Annotated in this window: 28 protein-coding genes and 1 riboswitch; of the genes, 13 read left to right on the top strand and 15 right to left on the bottom strand. The window is 43.1% G+C overall.

The window, feature by feature from the left end; genetic code table 11:
• Positions 1-70 precede the first annotated feature (70 nt).
• Together GD002_RS14715 and GD002_RS14710 are read right to left on the bottom strand one after the other, a co-directional pair.
• Entirely contained in the window at positions 71-238 is a 168-nt protein-coding gene (locus GD002_RS14715; RefSeq protein ID WP_153733124.1) for a hypothetical protein, read from the bottom strand.
• Positions 239-259: 21 nt separating this feature from the next.
• Positions 260-721 (bottom strand): hypothetical protein, encoded by a 462-nt coding sequence (locus tag GD002_RS14710; RefSeq protein ID WP_153733123.1) that lies wholly within the window; start codon positions 719-721, stop codon positions 260-262.
• Positions 722-997: 276 nt separating this feature from the next.
• Here GD002_RS14710 and GD002_RS14705 point away from each other — a divergent pair, with 276 nt between their 5' ends.
• The 3 genes from GD002_RS14705 (at position 998) to GD002_RS14695 (ending at position 2,945) form a co-directional block, all read left to right on the top strand.
• Complete coding sequence (locus GD002_RS14705; protein WP_153733122.1) at positions 998-2,125, top strand: CAP domain-containing protein; 1,128 nt, start codon at positions 998-1,000, stop codon at positions 2,123-2,125.
• 98 nt (positions 2,126-2,223) lie between these two features.
• Complete coding sequence (locus GD002_RS14700) at positions 2,224-2,670, top strand: hypothetical protein (RefSeq protein ID WP_153733121.1); 447 nt, start codon at positions 2,224-2,226, stop codon at positions 2,668-2,670.
• Positions 2,655-2,945, top strand: a complete 291-nt coding sequence (locus GD002_RS14695) for a DUF2653 family protein (protein ID WP_153733120.1) — start codon at positions 2,655-2,657, stop codon at positions 2,943-2,945. Before GD002_RS14700 ends, GD002_RS14695 begins: the two co-directional genes overlap by 16 nt.
• A gap of 89 nt (positions 2,946-3,034) precedes the next feature.
• On the opposite strand, the gene GD002_RS14690 is transcribed toward GD002_RS14695, so the two are convergent.
• The 5 genes from GD002_RS14690 to GD002_RS14670 form a co-directional block, all read right to left on the bottom strand.
• Positions 3,035-3,625: a superoxide dismutase family protein gene (locus GD002_RS14690; RefSeq protein WP_153733119.1), complete on the bottom strand. Its 591-nt coding sequence runs from the start codon at positions 3,623-3,625 to the stop codon at positions 3,035-3,037.
• A gap of 249 nt (positions 3,626-3,874) precedes the next feature.
• Positions 3,875-4,264, bottom strand: a complete 390-nt coding sequence (locus GD002_RS14685; RefSeq protein WP_153733118.1) for an ectoine synthase — start codon at positions 4,262-4,264, stop codon at positions 3,875-3,877.
• A 12-nt stretch (positions 4,265-4,276) separates the two neighbouring features.
• The gene (gene ectB / locus GD002_RS14680; protein ID WP_153733117.1) at positions 4,277-5,557 is read right to left on the bottom strand and encodes a diaminobutyrate--2-oxoglutarate transaminase; all 1,281 of its coding nucleotides are present in this window, start codon (positions 5,555-5,557) and stop codon (positions 4,277-4,279) included.
• 65 nt (positions 5,558-5,622) lie between these two features.
• On the bottom strand, positions 5,623-6,147 hold the full coding sequence (gene ectA / locus GD002_RS14675; protein ID WP_228548393.1) for a diaminobutyrate acetyltransferase: 525 nt from the start codon (positions 6,145-6,147) through the stop codon (positions 5,623-5,625).
• A 591-nt stretch (positions 6,148-6,738) separates the two neighbouring features.
• Positions 6,739-7,419 carry a phosphoribosylaminoimidazolesuccinocarboxamide synthase gene (locus tag GD002_RS14670; protein ID WP_153733115.1) on the bottom strand — a complete coding sequence of 227 codons (681 nt, stop codon included), beginning with the start codon at positions 7,417-7,419 and terminating at the stop codon, positions 6,739-6,741.
• Positions 7,420-7,586: 167 nt separating this feature from the next.
• Here GD002_RS14670 and GD002_RS14665 point away from each other — a divergent pair, with 167 nt between their 5' ends.
• From GD002_RS14665 to GD002_RS14625, 9 genes are all read left to right on the top strand, one after another.
• On the top strand, positions 7,587-7,808 hold the full coding sequence (locus GD002_RS14665) for a heavy-metal-associated domain-containing protein (RefSeq protein WP_153733114.1): 222 nt from the start codon (positions 7,587-7,589) through the stop codon (positions 7,806-7,808).
• 15 nt (positions 7,809-7,823) lie between these two features.
• On the top strand, positions 7,824-9,725 hold the full coding sequence (locus GD002_RS14660) for a heavy metal translocating P-type ATPase (RefSeq protein WP_153733113.1): 1,902 nt from the start codon (positions 7,824-7,826) through the stop codon (positions 9,723-9,725).
• The gene (locus GD002_RS14655) at positions 9,703-10,401 is read left to right on the top strand and encodes a Crp/Fnr family transcriptional regulator (protein WP_153733112.1); all 699 of its coding nucleotides are present in this window, start codon (positions 9,703-9,705) and stop codon (positions 10,399-10,401) included. Before GD002_RS14660 ends, GD002_RS14655 begins: the two co-directional genes overlap by 23 nt.
• 72 nt (positions 10,402-10,473) lie before the next feature.
• Positions 10,474-10,582: riboswitch (TPP riboswitch) on the top strand.
• An 87-nt stretch (positions 10,583-10,669) separates the two neighbouring features.
• Positions 10,670-11,293 (top strand): thiamine phosphate synthase, encoded by a 624-nt coding sequence (locus tag GD002_RS14650; RefSeq protein ID WP_153733111.1) that lies wholly within the window; start codon positions 10,670-10,672, stop codon positions 11,291-11,293.
• On the top strand, positions 11,283-11,483 hold the full coding sequence (thiS, locus tag GD002_RS14645) for a sulfur carrier protein ThiS (RefSeq protein ID WP_408020097.1): 201 nt from the start codon (positions 11,283-11,285) through the stop codon (positions 11,481-11,483). The genes GD002_RS14650 and thiS overlap by 11 nt, the downstream gene beginning before the upstream one ends.
• Positions 11,480-12,253 carry a thiazole synthase gene (locus GD002_RS14640; protein ID WP_194841623.1) on the top strand — a complete coding sequence of 258 codons (774 nt, stop codon included), beginning with the start codon at positions 11,480-11,482 and terminating at the stop codon, positions 12,251-12,253. Before thiS ends, GD002_RS14640 begins: the two co-directional genes overlap by 4 nt.
• Positions 12,250-13,269 carry a ThiF family adenylyltransferase gene (locus GD002_RS14635; RefSeq protein ID WP_153733108.1) on the top strand — a complete coding sequence of 340 codons (1,020 nt, stop codon included), beginning with the start codon at positions 12,250-12,252 and terminating at the stop codon, positions 13,267-13,269. Before GD002_RS14640 ends, GD002_RS14635 begins: the two co-directional genes overlap by 4 nt.
• A 93-nt stretch (positions 13,270-13,362) precedes the next feature.
• Positions 13,363-13,596, top strand: a complete 234-nt coding sequence (locus GD002_RS14630) for a hypothetical protein (protein ID WP_153733107.1) — start codon at positions 13,363-13,365, stop codon at positions 13,594-13,596.
• Between the two features lie 384 nt (positions 13,597-13,980).
• The gene (locus GD002_RS14625; protein ID WP_153733106.1) at positions 13,981-14,934 is read left to right on the top strand and encodes a calcium/sodium antiporter; all 954 of its coding nucleotides are present in this window, start codon (positions 13,981-13,983) and stop codon (positions 14,932-14,934) included.
• 127 nt (positions 14,935-15,061) lie between these two features.
• On the opposite strand, the gene GD002_RS14620 is transcribed toward GD002_RS14625, so the two are convergent.
• The 4 genes from GD002_RS14620 to GD002_RS14605 all read right to left on the bottom strand — a co-directional run bounded on the left by GD002_RS14620 (position 15,062) and on the right by GD002_RS14605 (position 18,709).
• Positions 15,062-15,739 carry an ABC transporter ATP-binding protein gene (locus GD002_RS14620; RefSeq protein WP_153733105.1) on the bottom strand — a complete coding sequence of 226 codons (678 nt, stop codon included), beginning with the start codon at positions 15,737-15,739 and terminating at the stop codon, positions 15,062-15,064.
• Between the two features lie 2 nt (positions 15,740-15,741).
• Positions 15,742-16,812 carry an ABC transporter permease gene (locus GD002_RS14615; RefSeq protein WP_153733104.1) on the bottom strand — a complete coding sequence of 357 codons (1,071 nt, stop codon included), beginning with the start codon at positions 16,810-16,812 and terminating at the stop codon, positions 15,742-15,744.
• 16 nt (positions 16,813-16,828) lie between these two features.
• Entirely contained in the window at positions 16,829-18,121 is a 1,293-nt protein-coding gene (locus tag GD002_RS14610) for a globin-coupled sensor protein (RefSeq protein ID WP_153733103.1), read from the bottom strand.
• A 147-nt stretch (positions 18,122-18,268) separates the two neighbouring features.
• A complete protein-coding gene (locus tag GD002_RS14605) occupies positions 18,269-18,709 on the bottom strand; it encodes a hypothetical protein (RefSeq protein ID WP_153733102.1) in 441 nt (146 codons plus the stop codon).
• A 133-nt stretch (positions 18,710-18,842) separates the two neighbouring features.
• Here GD002_RS14605 and GD002_RS14600 point away from each other — a divergent pair, with 133 nt between their 5' ends.
• Complete coding sequence (locus GD002_RS14600; protein ID WP_194841622.1) at positions 18,843-19,724, top strand: MerR family transcriptional regulator; 882 nt, start codon at positions 18,843-18,845, stop codon at positions 19,722-19,724.
• On the opposite strand, the gene GD002_RS14595 is transcribed toward GD002_RS14600, so the two are convergent.
• From GD002_RS14595 to GD002_RS14580, 4 genes are all read right to left on the bottom strand, one after another.
• Entirely contained in the window at positions 19,721-21,136 is a 1,416-nt protein-coding gene (locus tag GD002_RS14595) for a cryptochrome/photolyase family protein (protein ID WP_153733100.1), read from the bottom strand. The genes GD002_RS14600 and GD002_RS14595 overlap by 4 nt on opposite strands.
• 373 nt (positions 21,137-21,509) lie before the next feature.
• On the bottom strand, positions 21,510-23,207 hold the full coding sequence (locus tag GD002_RS14590; RefSeq protein ID WP_153733099.1) for a DUF2207 domain-containing protein: 1,698 nt from the start codon (positions 23,205-23,207) through the stop codon (positions 21,510-21,512).
• Positions 23,208-23,291: 84 nt separating this feature from the next.
• A complete protein-coding gene (locus GD002_RS14585; RefSeq protein WP_153733129.1) occupies positions 23,292-23,780 on the bottom strand; it encodes a DUF1648 domain-containing protein in 489 nt (162 codons plus the stop codon).
• Positions 23,781-23,803: 23 nt separating this feature from the next.
• Positions 23,804-24,190 carry a hypothetical protein gene (locus GD002_RS14580; protein WP_153733098.1) on the bottom strand — a complete coding sequence of 129 codons (387 nt, stop codon included), beginning with the start codon at positions 24,188-24,190 and terminating at the stop codon, positions 23,804-23,806.
• Positions 24,191-24,226: the final 36 nt, after the last annotated feature.

Genomic DNA, 24,226 nt, shown 5'->3' with positions numbered 1-24,226 from the left:
ATGAACAAAAAGCTATCGTAGAAAGTCATTTTTCACTGACTTTCTATGATAGCCTTTCTGTTTTTAATCCTTATTGCCAGCCAAATGTGCCAGGCTCGATATACGACTGATTTTCGGTAGATTGGTGATTTTTTTGCGTAGGATTATTCTTAAAGGTAGCCATGACCATAAAATAAATAGCGGCCACTACCACGAGGACAAAAATGACTAGTCCAATCGCCACTGTTTTGCCTTTCATTCGTTTTCACTCCTATTGCCTTTATTTCGTTTTGATTGAAAATCCTTCTTCCTTCAAATAGCTAGCCGCTTCTTCGTAATCGCCAAAACCTTCTTCTAAGTTGTAACCGTGGTAGACATTAAAAAAGTTATCTTCCTCAAGTAGTGTCAACTTTTGTCCATTGGGATGCTGCCAAACCTCTTCGATTACTTCTTCCTCAGGCGCTTCGGTAGCAAGCCCTTCGACTGATGCACGGATGATCTTTCGGAGCTCGTCCGCAGAGAACTCCCGAATATTGACCAATCCGCGTTCATCTGGCTCATAACCTTTTACATCTGCAACGTAGACAAAGCCATTACCGTTCGGATGCAAATGCTGTACAACCACTGTTTTATCAAAAAGTGACTCTTCATAATGATAGTTCAGGCGTTTCATCGATACTTCTTTTTTCACTAGCTCCGGGAATTCCTCTATGATCTGTTGTTTCTCTTCAAATGTTAACATCCTATTCCTTCTTTCTTCTGAAATTCTATGGTTATCTCGTTTTCCATTCGATAAACAGGACAAGCAGTAATATAACTGTAAATGCGACTACATAGAACCAGGAAGGAACACTACTCAAACCACCGAACATGCCACCCACTCCTTCCAGACTTCCATTCTTTTTTTAGTATACCCTTTTTACAGCATCTTCGGACGATAAATTTCAACAATTCGATAGTTTCCGCTGTATTGCCAGGACGGAAAAAGAGTACAATAAGATAGAGGAGTGGGTGTCACATGTTAAAACGCCTTTTTCAGTTGCTCTTTCTCATTGTGATTTTATACGCAGCCAAGCCGTTATGGGAAGGTCCGGTATCCGAATACGTGGATTTATCGTTCCTCGACCCCCTAGATGCGCGCGTAGAAACCGTACTTGATGAGGAAATGATTGAATCTGCGCTAGCTTATACAAAACAATCAATTACAAAAGTTGTAGCGTTCATTTCAAATAAAACTGCAGAGTCAAGTGCTCCAGAACAAGTTGCACAACCTGCGCTCGAAACACCAAAGCAAGGGTTCATTTCCATCCATAATATCGAAATCGGTACGCCAGAATCTGAAGTAGTAGCGGAACTAGGTGAACCGATGCGCAAGTCCGTTAATGAATATGGAACCGAATGGCTGACGTTTCATCAAAATTATCAAAACTTCGTCATGCTGTCCTATGATATCAAGCGACGAGTGAACGCGATTTATACAAATGATCGGCTGATTTCTTCCTCAATAGGAATTGAATACGGCTTACCGAAAGCCGATGTCCGAGCTAGCCTCGGAGAACCAATTACAGAAATCCGTAAAGGCACGAATATTTATAAGCTGCAAGACAATGAAGGGATGGATATTTTTCATTCGGATGGGATCTATATGTATGTGTTCTATGATCTGCATCAGCAAGATACAGTGACGGCGGTTCAGCTCATATCCGATCAACTGGAGCAACGCAAGACCGCATTGTACGCGCCTAAAAATGATGCCATGCGAAAAGGTTTTGAAATCCAGCTGTTTGATTTGACGAATGCAGCGAGAGTGCGGCATGGCCGTTCGATCCTGACGTGGGATGACCAAGCATCAGTAACAGCCCGTAAACATAGTATCGATATGGCAACCCATGATTATTTCAGCCATGAAAATTTACAGGGTGAATCACCGTTCGATCGAATGAAAAAAGATGGGATCAAGTTCGTGAGTGCAGGTGAAAACCTAGCGTATGGACAATCTAGCAGCATCTTCGCTCACGAAGGACTGATGAACTCGAAAGGCCATCGTGATAATATTTTGGTAAGGGAACATCAATTCTTAGGAATTGGTGTAGATTTCAATGACAAAGAACAGCCATTTTATACCGAAAATTTCTTCGCTAAATAAGGGAGTTTCCTTTCTTTATGAGTTCATATCTATTAAAATATAAGGAAGGCCCTTAGAAATAACAGGAGCCTTTACTAAGCCTTAAAGGAGAATACGAATTGAAAAAATTTGCTGCATTTTTCTTGGCTGCGGTATTAGTACTGTCGCCTATCGGGAACATCATCTTCCAAGATCAGATCACAGCAGAGGCACGAGGCTACAAATCTGGAAAGAAAAGCTTTAGCACACCAAATAAAGTGCAACCAAGTAAAGCAGAAAAGAAACAAGATAATACAAATCAAAATGACAATAAAGCAGCCGCAAGTAAAACTTCAAAACCTGGTATGGGTGGCGGCTTGATGAAAGGTCTACTCGTTGGTGGATTAGCAGGTCTATTATTCGGTAGCTTATTTGCCAATATGGGTATGCTTGGATCAATCCTCGGCTTGATGATCAATGTACTCGCGATCGTATTTATCATCGTAATGATACGGAAGATTTTTACAATCTTTAAAGATAAGCAACGTAAACGAGACGAGGAAATGAACCAATGGAACAGCAGATAATTGTTGAACAAGACGTGGCAAATGCCGTATGTGTCTTGATTGCCAAAGAATCTCGCGCGATGCCAGATGACGTGGAAGTCGAGTTAGCTTACGATGATGACGATGGTTTTTCAGCGGAAGCAGAGCTAAATGGCAACGTACATCATTTGAATACGACACGACTGGTTGAAGCACTTCGTCTTTGGATCGAACAGTATCTTGACATGGATCCGATGGCAGCAGGAATCCAACTGAAATTGGATGACGAAGAAGGTATTATCGCGATTGTACGATGAGTTTTTAGACGCTCCTTTAAGAAGGGGCGTTTTTTTCTGCTAATACACAAACAAGCGGCTCCTCGTCTGACGAGAAGGCCGCTATTTTTTTATTTCAACTGATCCATCGTAATTTCTGCACAAGCAAACGGTTTTCCAGAATCCCCTGCAGGATCCGTTTTATAGTCATCTACTCCCTCGTGAATTACAAGCGCTGAGCCATCGTTATCGAGCAATGAATTGTCCCTTCCGCTGTGGAGTGTCACTTGATCGGTCGTGATACGTGCTTTAACTTTCCCTTCTTCATCTACTTCTATATTTTCTAAATCTCCCGCATGGTATCCTTTCGGGTTGTCAAAGCCATGTTCTTTATTCGTGGGGTTGAAGTGACCGCCAGCAGATGCTTTAAAGTCAGGAGCTGTACACACACCATGTTCATGAATATGAATACCGTGCTTGCCCGGTTCCAGCCCAGATGCTTTTACTTTAATCGACACACCGCCATCTTCTTGCTTCAGCGTCGCCTTTCCAATTTTGTCACCGTCCGTATTGATAATTGGCGTCACAATTTGCGGTTCCGCTGTCCCCTCTTGACTCACCACCGTATCCTCGTTACCGCTGACAGGTACTTTATCTTTTGCTCCGCCACAACCCACCGTCAATAAAACGGCTCCTAATACGACACCAGATAATTTCCACATAATTCATTGCCTCCTTGTCTATTCATATGTACATTCTTGCCTGTTCACCGCGAACTATTCACTGAGCTTCTATTTGGCTGTACCAAATTCTCGAACAGTGAAATCAAATTTAGATGATCTACCCTTCTTTCAATGTTTTTTACTCGATTAGTAACTGATTTGACTAACTCTGCCTATCGCTATATGTTTGTTGCAAATAAAAAAGCTCCAAAACAGGAGACTTCCTGCTTTAGAGCTTTAATTTATAAATTAATCCGTCAGCAATGGATAGACACCATTCTCATCGTGCGTTTCCGTACCTACAACAGGTGGATTGAAGACACAGATCAAGCGCATATCTTCCTTACCACCACGCAAGTAATGTTCATCATGTTCATTGAGGGCATACATCGTACCATTTTGGATCGGATATACTTTGCCGTCTGCCACCGTTTCGATCTCTCCATCTCCTGCCACACAGTACACAGCTTCCAAGTGGTTTTGGTAATGAATATGCGTTTCGGTTCCAGCGTAAATGATGGTTTCGTGGAACGAAAAGCCCATATTATCTTTTTTCAGCAAGAAACGGCGGCTGGACCATGTTTCTGCTTTCGTTTCGTTTTCACTGCCTATAATTTCATCTAACGTACGTACAATCACTACGAATCCTCCTTAATCCTGAACGACTTCTTCAATCGCTTCTTCTAAAATGTCGAACCCTTTTTGAATTCCCTTTTCATCTATAATCAATGAACCGAGGAATTTGACGACTTCCCCATCTGGTCCTGAGGTCTCGATGATCAATCCTTTTTCAAACGCTTTGGCACAAATCTTCCCTGCATAGTCTTCCTTGCCTTCCCCACAGACGATTCCCTGCATAAAACCTCTACCGCGTGTGGTTGCTTTTAATTGAGGATAGTCCTCGACAATTGTCTCCATACGCTCTGTGATGAGCTTGGATTTTTCTTGTACCGATTTAGCGAATTCATCTGTTTCCCAATACGTTAACGCTTCTGTCGCTGCTAAAATAGCCAAGTTGTTGCCGCGGAATGTTCCGTTATGCTCGGCCGGACCAAACACATCATATTCCGGCTTAATTAACGTCAACGCTAAAGGTAGTCCATAGCCACCAATTGATTTGGACAGACAAACGATATCTGGTTTGATGCCGGCTGGTTCAAAACTGAAGAATGTGCCCGTACGACCACATCCTGCTTGCACATCATCAACAATCAGCAAGATATCGTAGTTACGGCAGAGACGTTCAATTTCACGCAACCAACTAAAACTTGCGGGGTTGATGCCGCCTTCACCTTGCACGGTTTCCAAGATCATCGCAGCCGGCAAATCTAAGCCACTACTTGCATCAGCCAAATACTTTTTGAGGAATGTCAATGACTGACCTTCTTCCAAAAATGTATCAAACGGCATAGGCGTCGTATTATTTAGTGGCACACCCGCTCCGCCGCGATTAAATGAATTACCCGTGACTGACAATGCACCGAGCGTCATACCATGGAACCCATTCGTAAAGCTGACGACATTCTGGCGCCCTGTCACTTTGCGAGCAATTTTCAGTGCACTTTCCACTGTATTCGTCCCGGTAGGTCCAGGAAACATCACCTTATAATTCATGTTTCTCGGCTCTAAGATCACTTCGTTAAATCGTTCAAGAAATTCTTTTCTGACGGTCGTGCCCATATCCAAACTATGTGCGATTCCATCATCTTGGATATACTCAATTAACTTCTTTTTCATTTTGTCATTATTATGGCCGTAGTTTAAAGCACCGGCGCCGGCAAAGAAATCAATATACTCCTTACCTTCCGTGTCCCACATCTTATAGCCTTTAGCTCGTTCAAATACAGTTGGGAAACTTCTGCTGTAACTTCTCACTTGCGACTCATGATTCTCAAATACTTCCATTACCTTCTGACTTTTGGTCAGTACCATGTGTAATTAATTCCTCCGTTTAAATTAGTATTTTCCATGTCCAATTGCGGCAGTCGGTCCGTTGATTAGAATGGTCCTATGCGGAACAGTTTTTCCGATTCATGTGCACCGCTTGGGAATTGATCTTCTGTATAGCCATCCGTAATCACGCAGTCGGTTTGCAAATCACGCGCTAAACCTTTAAAAAGCCTTGTTGAGGGAATATTGGATGGTGTTACAGTCGCTTCCAAATACCGAATTCTCCGACATGATTGGCTCTGCAAAATGCCTTGCAACATGCGTGAAGCCAAACGTTGACCGCGTGCCGATTCATCAACCGCCACTTGCCAGATAAACAACGTATCTTGTGCTTTTGGCTGAATAAATCCAGATATGAAGCCTACTATCTTCCCATTCTTCTCCACTACAATACTCGTATCACTGAATTGATCGGCCCACAGCAAATAACTGTACGAAGAATTCAAATCGAGTACTTGGGTGTCTTTAATAAGTTGCCATATCAACTTGCCGTCTTCCACTGTTGGAATGCGAAAAGTATAGCCATCGTCAGGATCTAGTTCTGCAATTGAACGTTTCTCTTCATTCTGCAAACATCGTTTCCTCCAAATCTTGTCATTTGCATCTACTACACAAATGTTCATTCTCTGAATATTTCTAAGATGTATGTTTACTTCTTACCCGAGAACGTGGTCCCGTCAAACAAAAGTGAAAATTAGTCATGGTGAGGTTTTTTAAGGACTGAGAAAATACTCAGCAGATCCCTCTTCTAGGAATCTCGTGGATATAGCAAGGGTACTTACGTAGAAAAGCCAAATGGAGATTGATACTGGCTACTAGGGTGCTAACTTTCTGCCTTGCGGTATGAAGAGCAAAAAAGAGCGCCTTTACAAAAGCTAGGTGCTTTTGTTCATGAAAAATAGCTGATATGAAAGACACTTTCATCATCTTGAATTCACTACCATACGCATTCATCCAACCAACGCTCAAAACACTGGTGAAGAAGCAAACGATGTGTCTCCTCTGACACTGTTTGTAATTATAAGAAACTATGAAAACGTTGTCAACAGTAAATATATCATTTTATATATTTAATAAAAAAATAAAGTCGCGTAAGGTCAATCAGTATATAGCCTCAGAGGGAATTAAAAAACCGGAAACTTTTTTTCGTTTCCGGTTGTTGTTTATGAAAATAATATCTTTTCTAAATCCATTGGAGCGATGTACGTTTCATCCTGGTAAACACGCATATTTCCACCTGAAATCTCATCGATTAACATGATGCTTCCTTCAGGATCTCGTCCGAATTCCAACTTAATATCATACAGGTCTAAGCCATTATCGGCCATTTCTGCTTTAACAATTTCTGAAATTTGTTTTGTCAATTGTTTTAACACATCATATTCTTCATGTGACAAGATTCCTAACTGAGCTAATCCGTCTTTTGAAATTGGCGGATCTTGACGATCATCGTCCTTCAATGTCACTTCTACGAATGCATCCAATGCTTGTCCCTCTGAACAATACGCGCCATATCTACGCAAAAAACTTCCGACCGCACGGAATCGACAAATCACTTCTAGTCCTTTACCAAAGACTGTGGCAGGCTTGACAGTCATCGTCACTTCATCCAAATCAGCATTGATATAGTGTGTTGGCACATTCTGCTCTGCTAATTTCTCAAAAAAGTACTGCGTCATGCGAAGTCCCGATTTCCCTGCACCTTCAATAGTTAGTCCAACTGTATTGGCACCTGGATCAAACACACCGTCTTCTCCTGTTACATCATCCTTGAATTTCAATAGCACGTGGCCGTCTTCCAATTGATAGACGTCTTTTGTTTTACCAGAATATGTTAGTTTCATACGAACGATTCTCCCCATTTCATGAATAATGTTCTTCTTTTTAAGTATAATGCACTTTGCGCTGAAGAAAAAGTAAAGTTTACGGAAAACTTGATGAAGGTCAAGGAACAGTTTCTGAATTCATCCTATACTTAAGTCAACAAATACAAACAAAGAGGATGAGATCAATGAAAAAAGCAGTTTTCTTAATGGAACCGTTCAGCTGTCCGTCATGTGTAAAAAAAATTGAAAATGCCTTGGCTGGTACTAACGGAGTCCAGCAAGTGAAAGTATTATTCCATTCAGACAAAGTACGTGTCCAATTCGATGATGCTGTCGTAACAGCCAGTGAGCTGCAAGAACTTGTCGAAAAGCTCGGTTATCCCGTGCTCAGTCAAAAAGTCGTGTAAAAAGGAGAGATTCACATGAATGCCAAACAAACCGTACAAATTACCGCCATCTCAGCAATACTTCTTGGAATTGCAATAGCGCTCCACATAAGCGGATGGCATGATGCACGCCAGCTGATATTGATTGTTTCCACTTTGCTTGCCGGAACTCCAATCGCTATTAAAGCGTTCAAAGCAATCCGAATGAAATCGTTCAGTATAGAGCTACTCGTCACGATTGCCGTCATCGGTGCCTTATTCATTGGGGAGTACGTCGAATCTGCCGCCGTGACATTCCTGTTTTTATTCGGTGCTATGCTCGAAATTCGCACTATGGAAAAAACACGTTCCTCTCTTAAAGCACTGACTGATTTAACACCCCTCGAAGCCCGAGTAATGCGAGATGGCGAAACATTGACCATCCCGGTAGATAATGTGAAATTGGGCGATCGCGTCATCATTCGTTCAGGTGAAAAAGTTCCTGTAGATGGCCAGATTCTTTCAGGCAGCGCAAATCTAAATGAAGCAGCCATTACAGGCGAATCGGTACCCGCCAGTAAAACATTGGAGGATCAAGTGTTCAGCGGTACCATCGTGGATCAAGGCTATATTGAAGTACACGCTGAAAGAGTGGGTGATGATACAACATTCGCACGTATTATCGAATTAGTGGAAGAAGCGCAGGAAACCAAGTCCAAAACGGAAAAGTTTTTGGAACGCTTCGCCAATATCTACACTCCTTCCATTGTCGTGCTTTCTATACTAGTCTATCTTTTCACTAGAAACATCGAAATGACACTGACATTCCTCGTCATTGCATGTCCGGGAGCACTCGTCATTTCCGCTCCTGTCTCAATTGTTGCTGGGATCGGAAACGGCGCAAGAAACGGTGTCTTAATCAAAGGCGGTGAAGTGATGGAACAATTGGCGAAAATAGATACTGTCGTTTTTGATAAAACAGGCACTCTGACAAGAGGACGCCCCGAAGTGACGGATATTCATGTAATAGGTATGGAGAAAGAAGAGTTGCTACGTCTGACAGCTGAAGCCGAAATGATTTCCGAACATCATCTGGGACAGACCATCGTTAGGGAAGCGAAGAAACGCACGATTCATTTAGCCAATCAGCCAAAAGATACGGAAGTCATCAAAGGCAACGGTATTTTGGCTACAATTGACGGAAAACGTCTCGCAATCGGCAATCGTAAATTAATGGAAGCACAAGCCATTCCGATTCATACTGAAATAGAGAGTTATGCTGCAAAGCGTGAAAAAGAAGGAAATACGGCGATATTTGTTAGTATTTCCCGGGAAATTGCAGGCATTATCTCCATTGCCGATAATATTCGTCCGGAAGCCGCAGATGCAATTGCAAAATTGCGGAAGAATGGAATTAAACAGCTCATCATGCTGACAGGCGATAATCGTTACACAGCAAAGCTTGTAGGCGAACAGCTGGGTCTCGATGCAGTTTATTCAGAACTATTTCCTGAAGATAAAGTGGCAGCCGTCCAGCGTCTGAAAGAACAAGGACATCGCGTTGCTATGGCAGGCGATGGAATCAACGATGCCCCTGCAATCGCTACTGCAGATATCGGACTTTCCATGGGTGAAGGCGGAACGGATATTGCGATGGAAACTGCTGATATCGTCTTGATGGCGGACCGGCTCGATCAATTCTCCCATGCTTATGCGCTAGCAAAAACGACTGTACGGAACATGAAGCAAAATACATTCTTTGCAGTCGTAACCGTTATGCTACTGCTGCTCGGTGTACTGCTCGGCAAAGTCTTCCTCGCTTCCGGCATGCTCGTCCACGAAGTGAGCGTACTGCTTGTCATCTTGAACGCAATTCGGTTAATACGCTATACTAGCGACAAACCATTGAAACAAAATAAACGTGAGGTGATAACGGATGAATCAAAAGTCGCATTGTGAATTTGGCATGAAAGACCATCATCGTTCCTGCGTGTCATTCGTCCCCCTCTTCAATCATTTGGATGAGCAGCAGATGGATCAAATTGTCGAACTTGCTCATAGCGTAAGTCATCCGCGCGGTAAGACGATTTACCATAGCGGCGACCATTCGGAAGGCTTATATATTTTGCATAAAGGGCGAATTAAAGTGTACCGCCTGTCAGAGAACGGAAAGGAACAACTCGTCCGTATTCTAGAACCTGGTAGTTTCACCGGGGAACTTTCCTTGTTCGATGCGAAACCTCATGATGCCTATGCAGAAACATTGGAAGCGGTAGAACTGTGCATTATCCACCGAGAAGAGATGCAGCAACTCTTGCAGGACCACCCTGAGATTTCATTGAGGATGCTGATGGAATTATCTGCCCGCCTTGCAGATACAGAACAGCGGGCTGCCAGAATCGCCATGGAATCAGCAGAAACTCGCCTTTCCTTATACCTGGCAGATTTGTCGGAAGAACAGCAACAGTTGAAGGTCCAGTTGCCGATGAGCCGCAAAGATCTGGCTTCTCATCTTGGCACGACTCCTGAAACAATCAGCCGCAAATTAAGCGTACTCGAAGAACAAGGCTGGATTCGACAGACAGGTTCCATGACTATAGAAATTCTCGATTTAGACTCTTTATTACTTGTATAGCATTCAGAAAGTTCAACATACTGCTTTTCTTTCATTCTTGTAAGTGCTATGCTGTACTTGAAAATTAAATATTTTGACCATTAGGGGAATCCTTTACAAGGACTGAGAAAAGAGTGTGACTCTGAAACCCTTATTACCTGAACAGGTTTGTACCTGCGGAGGGAAGTGGCAAGTTTCTTTGGCGTACGCTCAGTATGTTTATGTCCATAGACACATCCACCACTTTCCGATTCAGGAAAGTGGTTTTTTTATTGGAAAGGAGTAGCAAATGAAACTGATCGGTGTGACGGATGATCAACATTCCGTGCCAGAACTCCTGCTCAAATTGCAGCAAACAGAACCGTATATCGATGCATTTATCTTAAGGGAAAAGTCTAAGTCAGATGAACAGCTGACCGAATTAATTATGTGTCTTGCAGCTGTCCACTTCCCTCTCGATAAGCTCATATTGCATGCTAATCCTCACGTAGCAAACAAGTTGTCTATTTCTAAAGTTCAACTAACAGGCTATGGCCTGTCTGTCAGGAGTGCACAGTCTTCCTACCCTGCACTGTCATTCGGCTGTTCAGTACATTCATTGGTGGAAGCAAAAGAAGCAGAAATGGCGGGAGCAGATTGGTTGCTGTACGGTCATCTTTACGAGACTGCATCGAAGCAAGGACAAACTCCTCGCGGAACAAAAGAGTTATTTGCGATCACCGCTTCTTGCCAAGTCCCCGTTTATGCAATCGGAGGAATCCAGCCGCATCATGTACCTGACCTACAGCAAAACAACGTGTCAGGTACAGCTATATTGTCACCTTTGCGCCAGGAAGATGCCGCGCATGCAGTGAAACGATACCGAGATGCAATGAATGAAAAAGGAGTGATACTCAATGAATATAACGATTGATTTGAATGGCAAGTCTTATACGATCGTTCCTGAAGTGAAAACAGTTCAGCACTTATTGGAGCACTTACAACTTGGCGATCGAATTTTGATCGTAGAAAAGAATAAAGAGATTTTGCAGAAGGATTGTTATGATGCACCGATTATGGACAAAGATCAAATTGAAATCATACATTTTGTTGGAGGCGGTTGAATATGTTACGAATTTCAGATAAAGAATTTTCTTCACGTTTATTGTTAGGAACTGGGAAGTACCCTTCATTCGAGACGCAAAAAAAGGCAGTGGCAGTGTCGGAAGCAGAGATTTTGACGTTCGCTGTAAGACGCATGAATATTTTCGAAGCATCACAGCCAAACTTCTTAGAACAATTAGATTTAGAGCGCTATACATTGCTACCGAACACAGCAGGTGCAAGTACAGCGGAAGAAGCGGTGCATATTGCAAAGCTAGCGAAAGCATCGGGATTATGTGACATGGTCAAAGTTGAAATTATTGGATGCAGCCGTTCGTTGTTGCCTGACCCTGTGGAAACGTTGTGTGCATCTGAAATGCTGCTTGAAGAAGGATTCATCGTTCTTCCTTACACGTCAGATGATGTCGTGTTGGCTCGGAAGCTTTGTGAATTAGGTGTCCATGCGATCATGCCAGGCGCTGCACCGATTGGATCAGGCAGAGGGATTCTAAATCCACTAAACTTATCACTCATCATTGAACAATCCCCTGTGCCGGTCATTGTAGATGCGGGGATCGGTTCTCCTAAAGACGCAGCATTCGCGATGGAGCTTGGTGCGGATGGGGTGCTATTGAACACTGCCGTCTCCGAAGCGGCAGATCCTGTGAAAATGGCACATGCAATGAAGTTAGCAATTGAAGCAGGTCGTCTCGGTTACGAAGCGGGACGGATGCCAGTAAGAGATTACGGCGTGGCGAGCAGTCCGTTAGAAGGGCTAGTAACAAATTGATCGAAAAATATTCGCGACAGGAATTGTTTGTACCAATTGGAGCGGAAGGTCAGCAACGGATACGTGAAGCCAAAGTTTTCGTTCTTGGCGCAGGTGCACTAGGTTCCTCTGGGGCTGAAATGCTCGTACGTGCTGGCGTGGGCGAACTAACGATTGTGGATCGCGATATTCTGGAATGGACCAATTTGCACCGACAACAATTATACGCAGAACAAGATGTCGTGGATCAATTACCGAAAGCAATTGCGGCAGAAAGACGTTTACGAGCCATTAATGGGGATGTGAAAATCCGCGGAGTTGTAGCGGACGTGACACCTGAAAATGTGTTGGAGTTAGTTGAAGGCCATCATCTCGTGCTCGACGGAACGGATAATATCGAAACTCGTTTATTAGCAAATGATGCTTGCCTGCAGCTAGGAGGAATACCCTTTTTCATGGGTGCTTGTGTGGGCAGTTACGGTGTGACGTTCCCGATTGGCGTGGCGGAGGGTCAGCCATGCTTGCATTGTCTGCTGGAAGCCTTGCCACCGCAGTCTTTGACTTGTGATACCGTTGGTGTGATCAGCCCCATTGTCGTGACGACAGCTGCACGCCAAGTGGCAGAGCTCCTGAAGTATATAACAGGTGCCGAAATGGAACCTCGCTTGGAATCTACAGATTTATGGTCAGGTGAGCGAGCGTCAATGAACGTAAAAAACATGAAGAAATCTGGCTGTCCAAGTTGCTCTGATCAGCCTACCTTTCCATTTTTATCAGCCACCGAAGTCGTTCGGACGGCAGTACTATGCGGACGGGACACGGTGCAACTGACTTGGCCGAAGAGCCGACAAATTGAGCTCGCACCATTTGCAGACTCGGTCCGGGGTACTGTCTCGAACTTGATCCATAATCCATTTCTCGTATCCTGCGAATACAACAACCATCGGCTCGTCTTGTTCCGCGATGGTCGCATGCTTGTACATGGAACGAAAGATGTTAGCGAAGCACGCAAAATCGCGGCAGGCTTACTCGGCTGACTACTCTATTCTAAGAATCCGTCTCACTGGCGGATTCTTTTTTTCTGACCTACACTGGATATCACAGAATGACGATGAAAAGGAGCTAGGCAAATGAAAGAGTTTAAAATCACGTATTTTTTTGACGAAAATCACTATATCAGACGATTTGTCCATATAAATTCATTCGAGGAAGCGAAACAACTCGTACACGATGAACGCGGACTGTATGTATCGTTCTGCGACAGCCGCGGTATTTATCATGAGCTAGATACTCGCAATGTGCGTGTTGTGCAGATTTCAGAGTACCACCGAACGGATAAAGGCAAGAAAAACGCAAGTGATTAAAGGCTGTGAAGCGGCACCGAGCGAAAGTCTGACTAGAGTGCGCCAAACTTCTGGACAACCGATCCATTCTTCACGAGAACCGAGCGAAAAAGCAACCGCACCGTGCCAAACAAGCCGTGAACCGCGCATTTCCCCTTTCCAGAGATGATGGCGACTCCAAGAGAATTAGCGTGTAAATTGAGACGCTCGATTGTGCAAAGCGAAAGAATCGGCATTTATTCACTGACCAATATTTTATAATCGAGCGTACATATTAAATAAGTGGTCCTTATAGAAATGGTTTTACGACATCCGCTTTTATATTCTATAATTACAGGGTATGTATTTAAAGCGATCAGAAAATAATAGTTAGAACACGTGAATGTGTTAGGGGGGGAAATACTAATGGCCTATATTTTATTACTTGTTGGATTTACATTGTTGATAAAAGGAGCTGGCTTTTTTGTTGATGGATCTTCCAATATCGCAAGACTGCTCCAGGTGCCGCCTATTTTAATCGGGTTAACCATTGTAGCTTTTGGGACAAGTTCTCCGGAAGCGACTGTCAGTATTATTGCAGCACTGGAAGGAAGTGCTGATGTTGCAGTGGGTAACGTAGTTGGCAGTAATATTTTCAATATTACTCTCGTGGTAGGGATAGCTGCTTTTCTATATCCATTGAAGGTTGAAAGTGAGACGATTAGAAAAGAAATCCCTTTTACCTTACTCGCAAGTGTGGCATTGCTTATTCTTATGAGTGACATTGCATTGCAGGGGTTCAGCAGCAACATGATTACCCGCAGTGATGGGTTCATCTTCCTGCTGTTCCTCTCCATTTTTATGTATTATGTTATTGAGCTTGGCCTAAAAAGCAGAAAGAATGCAGTGAACGAATCCGCACCTAAGAACATCAGCTGGGGTAAAAATATAGTAATTACCATACTAGGATTGGCTGCAATTATATTTGGAGGAGATTTGGTAGTAGATAATGGGACGAAAATTGCCTACTCTCTTGGCATGAGTGAAACATTGGTGGGGCTCACGATTATTGCAATAGGGACATCTCTTCCTGAACTTGTCACGTCTATTTCAGCGGCATTGAAAAAAGAAAGTGAAATTGCGCTTGGAAATATTGTTGGAAGTAATATTTTTAACATCTTATTTGTGCTTGGTGCTTCGGCTACAATTTCTCCATTAGCGGTGAACGATAAAGTATTCATTGATGTCGTGTTTATGATTGTACTGACTGTTGTACTACTGATTTTCTCAAGGTCCGGTTTCAAAATTGGGAAGCGTGAAGGATCGGTGCTTGCCGTGGCCTACATTATTTATTTAGTATATATTATATTACGAAATTAAAGGAACCCGTCAAGTACTGGGATGCCGTTTTAACACTATTCCATTGAACCAAAATTTTTTAACTATTCAATAGCAAAGAACCCATCTCGATAGTGATCCAGATGGGTTCTTTTTTATTTGGACACGTTCATTGCGCTTCTTGATCAAGTCTCAACACGCCATCTGTCATCTGATAGACTTTATCAAAGTACTTGATCAGCCGAATATCATGCGTCACAACAATGGTAGCCGTCTGTTTAGATTTCGTTTCATGCTGTAACAACTCCATCACTTCAAACGCTCGATCCGAGTCCAGTGAAGCAGTCGGTTCATCCGCCAGAATAATCGATGGATTACTAAAGAGTGCCTTGGCGATCGCTACACGTTGTCGCTCCCCTCCCGACAGATCAGAAGGATACTTTTTGCTCAGCTTTGTAATCCCTAAATCCTCGTACAGTTGCCGCTGTTCATCCTTTGGCATATTGCCTTTCTTCACTTTATTCAGCAATTCGAGTTGCTCGTCGACTGACAAGAACGGCACTAAATTGGATGCTTGCAATATGAAACCAATTTCTTGCAGTCGAATTTTGGACCGTTGCTTTTCATTTAGCTTCGACAATTCATTACCGTTGATGATCACTTGGCCCTCACTCGGCGCCTGCAGACCACCGGAAATCGTTAGAAATGTACTTTTTCCTGAACCAGAAGGGCCGATGACTGCGACCAATTCGCCTCTTTCGACTTTGAAATTCGTCTCTTTCAGCGCATCGACTTGTGTATTGCCTTCTCCAAACGTCTTTTTCGCTTTTCGTAATTCCAGTACCATGCTTACCCTCCTATCGCTTCTAGTGGATCAATTCGAATAATCGTCCAGACCGAAATGACTGCCCCCGCGATTGCCACCACAATTAGAATGAGACCATATATGATCATGGTCATCAGATCAAATTGGACAGGGACCGCACTCGGTAAGAAACTGCCAGCCAGCCACGTCAATCCAAACCCGACTACGACACCGATCGTTGCTAGAATGAACGTTTGCGCCACAACTGATTTCGCTAAATAGCCACTGGAAATCCCCTGTGCTTTCATCAGACCAAACATGCTGATTTTCTGCACCGTCAATACGTAGAGGAAAATCGCTACGATCGCTGCGGAAATAACGAACAAGAAGTAAATCATATAGGTCAGTGTCATGTTCTGCTCCGTATAGCCCGGCAGATTTTCAATGAAAGTTTCCATTTCAATGATTTCCAAGTCATCAGGTGCTTTCAACTTGCTCCAATTATCGTCTTTTATAATGATAGCATTGACCAAGTCGGCATTCATTTCCGCTGCTTCCCCGAACTTTAGTTGCTGCAAATCATCTAGATTCATATACAGTACGGGTGCTGCGTTAAACCGTGCCTGATCGGTAAAACCGATAATTTCAAGCTTCGTATCAGTAGAAGATAATTCAAGCGTGTCACCAATTGCAAATCCCTCATCCTTCAACACATCTGCCGCGATGACACCATTTTCAGTGCTTAATGCTGCTTCTCCTTCACTCACTTTCGGCATAATGAATTCATCAGGGTCAATGCCGAACAAGACAACATTTTTCTTCACATCGCCATTATTTGCAATCGAACCCATCTGACCGACAATTGCCGTTTCCTTCGCATCCAGTGCGTCCGCCTCTCCTCGATCCAATGAAGACTGATAGAGACTTTTATCTGATTCCTCCGTCAACACTACTGCCTGCGCATCCCATTTATCTACTGCTTCCCTATTCAAATTGGCTAGCCCTGTGGCAAGACCCGATAAGAAAAATACTAAAAATGAGACGAGCAATAAAATCGAAGTGATCAATAAAAATCGTAATTTATTCCGTCTAATTTCGCTCCACGCTAAAAACATCTAGTACTCACTTCCTTTATAGAACTTCAATTGCTTCTTCCAGTTCATATGATGTTGAAACGACTTCTTTTGATACACCGCCTATGGACGTAATGACATCTTGCAAGTTTTTCATATGATCAGAGAAATGATTAATGTCGTTAATGGTCAAATGCACGGTATCCGTAATGTTTTGGAACGTCTCCTTAGAAGACTCTGTTTCTTCCATGCCCATATTCGCAAACTTCATCACGACATCGATTGCTTCGTGGACAGCCTGTGATTTAGCTTTTGACTCCGCTACGAGCTGGGTAATATTGTCGGTCGATCGTTTCGTCTGATCAGCTAAATTACGAACTTCATCGGCCACCACTGCGAATCCCTTCCCGTGAACTCCTGCGCGCGCTGCTTCAATCGCTGAGTTAATAGCTAATAAATTCGTTTGATCCGCAATCGTTTTTACCAATTGCACTACCTCTTCGATCTGCACGGATGCACGGTTTAGCTCTCCAATCAGTGCCGCCATCCCTTTCGTTTCTTTCACAATCGTCTCCGAAGTATAAACGAGGTGTGCCATCTGCTCGATTCCTGACTGCGCCTGACCTGCAGAAGTTTCAGAACGTGCGATACTTTCTTGTATTTTACCATCCAACTCTGCCGATTGCTCGATCAGCTCATTGACGACGGAGTAAGTAGATTCTGACTTTTCTTCGATCTCCAGCGCAATACTACCAATTTGCTGTTTAACACGATCTTTTATCTCCTGTTGCTGTGTCTGCAACGCTTCATTCGCACTCTTTTCGAAAGCTTCAAGTACTAGCTGTTTCTCAAAATTTAGAATCTTACTTAAAGCAACAATCATTTCTCGCTCTTCCACCTGCTCCAATTCCAATGAAAACAAAATGTCTAGCATTGTCGCATGTAAATTTTGAAATGCCGCCACATACCACTTCGGTTCCAGTCCGATTCGCATATGAGATTGTGCCACTTTGCTTCGATTGGCGATGTATGCCTCATCGATGACGCCGTCGAACAAGCCGCCTAGATGAGCTGCCAACGTCTTACTTAAGTAATCCGTATTACTGTACTTCCGGATCGTATTGGATAAAAGCGGGACTGCTGTTACACTATCATAGAAAGCTTTGACAATATCGTCTATTCTATTATGCATAGGCTCCTTTAATGCACGCAGGAGTTGCAAATCACGCTCTTTCAACTGAATGGCATCCAATTGCAATTGAATTTCTTTAGTAGGCACTTGCAATTTGACAGGAATAGAGGAAATCGGCTGAACTAGTGAAGATGACTTACGCTTTTTCGTGATCCACATGGGCTTACTCTCCTTTTCTTCAACAGACGCAACCAAGCTGCATTATACACAGTGATGTACTGTTTGTTTACACTTTGTATAATGTTTGTTATAGCTTAGTATACATAGGCTGCGAGAAAATTGCTAGAGATAACTATAAGTTTCGTCCTATTTCTTATTATTTCTACCCAGTAGTATCCCAACTAAAGCTCCATAAATCGTATGCCCTAGTACCCACCAACACAGTGCAGGTATACTTGTGACACTGGGCGTTCGTTCGGAAAATGAAGTAGTGGGGTACAATAATAAGCCTATAAGCACATTAATGGCTAATGAAAAAAAGATGATATGCTTTCTAAACGTACCGCGGCCTCTGTCATATAAAAAGACGAATACAGTACAAAGTATGACGGAGACGATTAAATGAAATAGCACCTCTACTACCTCTGGAAACTGATATTCTTTCACTATGGGTATGTAATCTACGTTCAGAAGAAGTGTATACACTTGATGATCAGTGATTGATTGCACTACTTTCAAAAAGAGAGCTAATATAACACCAGAAATAATCCCAATCCACGTAGCTTTCATACTATTTTTACTGTTCATTTAGACACCTTCCTACACAGTAAAAATAACAGATTTGACTCATCTCGTCAAATCTATGTATAATGTTAGACAGTATCAAGAAAATCGCGGCATATATACCGCCAAATTAGTCAGTACAGAAAGGTTGATTGCTGTGAAGCCGTCATCTGAAAAACCCACCTATACAATTAAACAGGTTGCGGATCAAATAGGCTTATCCAGACAAGTTCTAAGAAAATGGGAAGAGCGCTATGATATCGTAGTTCCAGAACGTCTTGATAACGGCTATCGCACCTATACTAACGAAGATATTCGGCTTTTTTCGCTGATGAAGAGATATGCAGAAGAAGGCTTTGCTCTTTCTCAAGCAGCAGAAATGGCTAAATCCCAAGAGGTACCATTCACACAGTCTAATCCCGAAGAGACATACTTGGATGCGATATTGCGTGAACTTCTTCACCATGGGACAAATTGTGATGAACTGGAATTAAACTTTTCCTTGCAAGCTGCCTACCACCGATTGGGGCTAGAACATTATCTACAGCAAATCATTATTCCATTTTTGCAAAAGGTTGGCGATAATTGGGCGAGTGGCGAATGGGATGAATATCAGGAAGCACTTTCGAGTCTCGTCGTACGTGATCAGCTCGTCCAAATAAGACGCAATTTCCAATACAGAGAAGACTCTCCCATATTGCTGGGCGCTTGCTTGCCTTACGAATCTCATGAAATTCCAGTTCACATCATATTATTACAATTAATGTTGCGTGGTTGGCGAACTGCAATGATCGGATCGTCACCAGCTCCAGGTGCAATTCAATCATTTGTAGAAAAAATACAACCTGTCAAAGTTTTGCTCTCTGCCTCTACTACTACACCGTTTGAAACCGATCCGCTCGTCATCCAGGAGTTGGATGAGTTTGCAGGTCTCCATGCAAATACAGAATTTTATTTGGGTGGGTATGGTGCCTTATTGCGGTCTGAAAAGCTGGAACTAGAAAATATACGCATCATCGAAACAATTGATAAGATCTAGGCATCGGTGAGATTTTTACAAGTATCATATGCTGCCAGTGCGCGGACTCGGGCAGCTTGATGATCGACAATCGGCGATGGATAGGTATCACCTATCTTTACGCCCGCCGCTTCCAAAACGTCTGCTGGCGCTTCGGCAGGCCTGAATACATACTTTTCGGGAATATCTCGCAACTCAGGCAACCATTTTTTCACATATACCGCTGCTTCATCAAACTTCTCACCTTGTGTGGTCGGGTTGAAAATCCTAAAGTAAGGCGATGCGTCGAATCCACTTCCCGCTACCCATTGCCATCCCATCGCATTATTTGCCACGTCCCAATCCACAAGCGTTTGTTCAAACCAAGCCATCCCTTCGCGCCAATCCACCAATAAATGTTTCACCAAAAACGATGCTACGATCATCCGTACACGATTATGGATATAACCAGTCTCCCAAAGTTCGCGCATTCCTGCATCGACTAGCGGGTAACCGGTCTTTCCATTTTTCCATGCATGCAATTCCTCTTCTACCGCTTGCCAGGGAAAAGATTCGAATTCAGGGCGCATGGGCTGAGTCAGCATCTTGGGAAAATAAAGTAACTGGTAATGAGCAAAATCTCGCCACGCCAACTGACGCAAAAAAGCCTCTGTCTGATCATTTCCAATAAACTCCGTTGCTAGAAGCGCATTATGCCATAAAGAACGAACACTAATATTGCCATTAGCTATATAAGGTGACAATCGTGAGACATGGGGTTCTGCTGGTATATCTCTTCCCTCTTTATAGGAGGACAACCCATGATCTTGGAACTTTTCCCATAATTCAATAGCGGCAGTTTCTCCGGGTCGCCAATGTTTCGAAAATTTTTCATGCCAAGATGTCTCCCCGATCAGCCCCCATTCATTTACAGATAAAGAAGCAAGTTGCACTGTAGTTGGCGGAATATCCTTAGGAATTGGTAGAGGAAGCCCTATCGGTTCTTGCCTGAGGCGTTTCCAAAAGGGAGTAAATACTTTATACGGTTGACCGGATTTGTTGAATATAACATTGGGCGGTACGAGTACGATTCCTTGAAAGGAGCGAACTTGCACTTCAATTTGTTCAAAGGCAGTAGTCAACTCCTGCTCCTGTTGGCGGCTAACTGGATCATACAATTCATTGAAGACAATTTGTTGTGCCCCACTCTCCTTTTGTATGAGTCGTAATTGCTCAACAGGGTCTCCTCTTCGAATGATCAATCGTACTTGCTGTAATCCGAATTTTTGCTGAAGCTCTAATAAGCTATGATGCAACCACCAATCAGCTGCCTCATGGCGTATTTCTGGCAAAATAAAAACCGGCAGCACTTCTCCATGCGCTGCCGCTTCTACTAAGGCTGGATGATCATGTAATCGCAAGTCTTTCCTAAACCAGACGATGGTTTTCCCCATGTTTTTCTCTCCTTTTGAATCTAGCGCCGTGTAGCCTTTCGGGTCGTTTCGGTCCTACCATAAAGGCAAAGTGCACCTTTTTGGTAGGTCCTCCAACGCCTGTCAAGGCTACACGGCGCCTCCGCTTTTGTTTCATCTAGCTGCAGGCGCCAGCCTCTCGGGTCGTTTCGAACTTACCATAAAGGCAAAGTACGCCTTTTTGGTAGGTCCTCCAACGCCTGTCAAGGCTATACGGCGCCTTCCGCTTTTGTTTCATCTAGCTGCAGGCGCCAGCCTCTCGGGTCGTTTCGGACTTACCATAAAGGCAAAGTACGCCTTTTTGGTAAGTCCTCCAACGCCTGTCGAGGCTATACGGCGCCTTCCGCTTTTGTTATTAAAATGCACCTGATCCTCCGCCTCCTCCGCCTGTACCACCACTACTGCTACTGCTTGAGTCGCTAGGGGCGTTGGCAGATACGTTGGTGGAGGCTTGGCTAAAGGAACCTGTTAGGAAAACGGGATTGTGAACGTAAAAGCCTCCGCTACCCGATTCTGTGTAATCTGAAGATCGATTTTGATTAATCGATTTTTGCGCACTGGCAAACTCTTCATAGTAGGAGGCAAGTTCCTTATGTTGGATTCCCACTCCATAGACTAGGACTCGGAAACGTTCATCAAGAGATAAATCATCCCATTTTTTCGGATCCATCTCGTTCATCCAATGTTCTACTTCCTTCCATTCCTGCAACATCAAAGTCCCTGCATAGTTAAGGGGTCTATAGAATAAGGAAAAAATCAGAGAATATAGCGAGAGAACGATCGCTACAGTTAACAAGAAATATAACTCGTATAGTATGAATAGAATAGAGAGTGTAATTCCCGTCAAACCAATCAAGACTAGTGCTACACGCGTCTTTATACTGGGCTTCTTCAACTGATATTGCTTTACTTCTGATTTAAGTAATTGTTGCCACATCACAAAGGACTTTTGGAACTCTGCATAATTTTTCTCCTCTTTGGTATATGTTTTCAACTGTTCCAAAGTGAATCGCTCATTTTTCCCGATTTGAAAGAACAATAGCTGTGCCAATTGTTGTTCATGCTCTAATTCGAAATGGGGGTTTACCAATTCAAATTCATCATCGGACAACTGGCGCACATATCCTTTGCGAACCAAATCTAGTAACGCTGCGGACATCAACTCTACTGCGGCATTTCCTTTTTTGAAAAGAAGAATTGCTGGCAAGCTCATATCATAAGTCGGAACGTAAAAACCATTAGTAGCAATTTGTAGATCGGCTTCATGGATGAAGCGTTTTTTTCTGATCCTAGCGAACACACTAATCAAGATGACGAGTAGAGAGCCTGCACCTAAAACAACGCCTCCGATTTTCTCCACGCGTTGCTGATTCGCAATAAATTGAGCCTTTTCAATCGCTTGGAGTTGTTGATCTGCTCTCACACTAGGTCGAATTTTCCTATCAATAACCGTCATCTGTGGAAATAAAGAAGATTCATACACTACTCGAATATCTCCATTTTCTCCGGAGTACACCTCACCCATTGCAAACTTCACACTTCCGTCTTCTTGCACCGCTCCTGTTTCTTCTGCACTGTCGTACCCCAGAAAGAGTACATCGTTTGCTTGGCTTGGTGGGATCACCGTAATCGTCATGTTGCCGTAATCCGTTTCATTCCGTTCATCAAAAAACGGCCAATAAAACTGGGCTCCATCCTCATACTTTTCCATTCCACTTTTAATCGTATACTGTAGTTCTACTGTAATGGTTTCATTTTTCCCTTTACGATAGGCGCGATATTCATCGTTCTTTTTCTCAACCTTTAATTTCTTGCCATTTTCAAAGGCTTCGAACCCTTCGATCTTGGCACCTTCTTTTGGTTTCATTTCGCGAATAATCCCTTTAAATTTCCCATCAAATTCATATGTGTGCTGCTCGTTAACCTGAACCGTACCATCCGGTTGTAGGTGCGCATTAATTTGCACGTCTGAAATGCTAAAGTCAACTGCGCCAGCGGATACAGGAAATATCATAAATGCTAACAGAGCGAAAAGTAATAATTTCCACCTCATCAAAATCACCTCTTACCATTTATATACGGTAAGAGGTGGTGGTTAGTTTCATATAGTTACAGAAATTTTGGAAAACGTAGTTACTTACAATCTCATTACTTTATAGAAATAGTAACCGATTGAAATGAAAAGGGCTCCTAAAATGCCAAAGAAAAATAAGCTGTTCAGGGATTGGACTCTTTCCAATGCAATTTCATTCGTTTGCCACATAATGAAAATGATCAACAAGGTAGAAACATTTTTGGTCACGTTCATGAAGACAACGCCATAACGATACTGTGTTTCGATATTATCCGGACGTAAGTTGATGTAATTATATAGATTGGGATGCTTTTCTAAAAACGACAGAGTAACCCAAAGAAAGATACCAATGGCTGGTAAAATAAGCAGTTCATACTTAGATCCCCAGCGATCCACTTCTCCAGCAGCACCGAAATGGGCTGGAATCCTATCGGGTAATTGACTCCATTGCAAAAACATATACACTATACACGCAGCAAATAAAGCGATGGTCAACACATCAAAAGCTTTTGCAAAACCAGGTTTCGGTATATCCAGCTTCGGTTTTTCCATCTCCACATCGTGACCTCCCTTGCTTACGAATCTGGGTGGCTCGTCATTTCAAAGACATCGAATACGTTTTGCTTAATATTCAATGACATGATCTTCCCGTTTTTCTCATAGAAATGAATGGAACCTCTTCGCTCATCTTCAAGCTCCGTCCAACCCCACTCTTCAATAGTATTCAGATAATGAGCAGGTGGATTGCCATCCTGATCCCCTATACCCTGCAACTTATATTTCGCTGATTTGGAGATTTCGGTTGTGCAATCTTCCGGCTTCACTTCATAGGCATTTTTCGGTACAGGGAATCCTTGATTGATTACCGCCATTCGGTAGCCATCGGCAGAATCGTATACGTTGGAGCATCCCGTGACGAATAGCAATCCCGTTACGATCAAGAACGCGAGCAACTGTTTCATATCCACTACCTCCCGTTTCACAACTCGTTACCACAA

Origin of the sequence: Sporosarcina obsidiansis (genome assembly GCF_009651005.1) — a bacterium.
GTDB lineage: Bacteria > Bacillota > Bacilli > Bacillales_A > Planococcaceae > Sporosarcina > Sporosarcina obsidiansis.
This window is presented reverse-complemented; position numbering and strand designations above follow the sequence as displayed.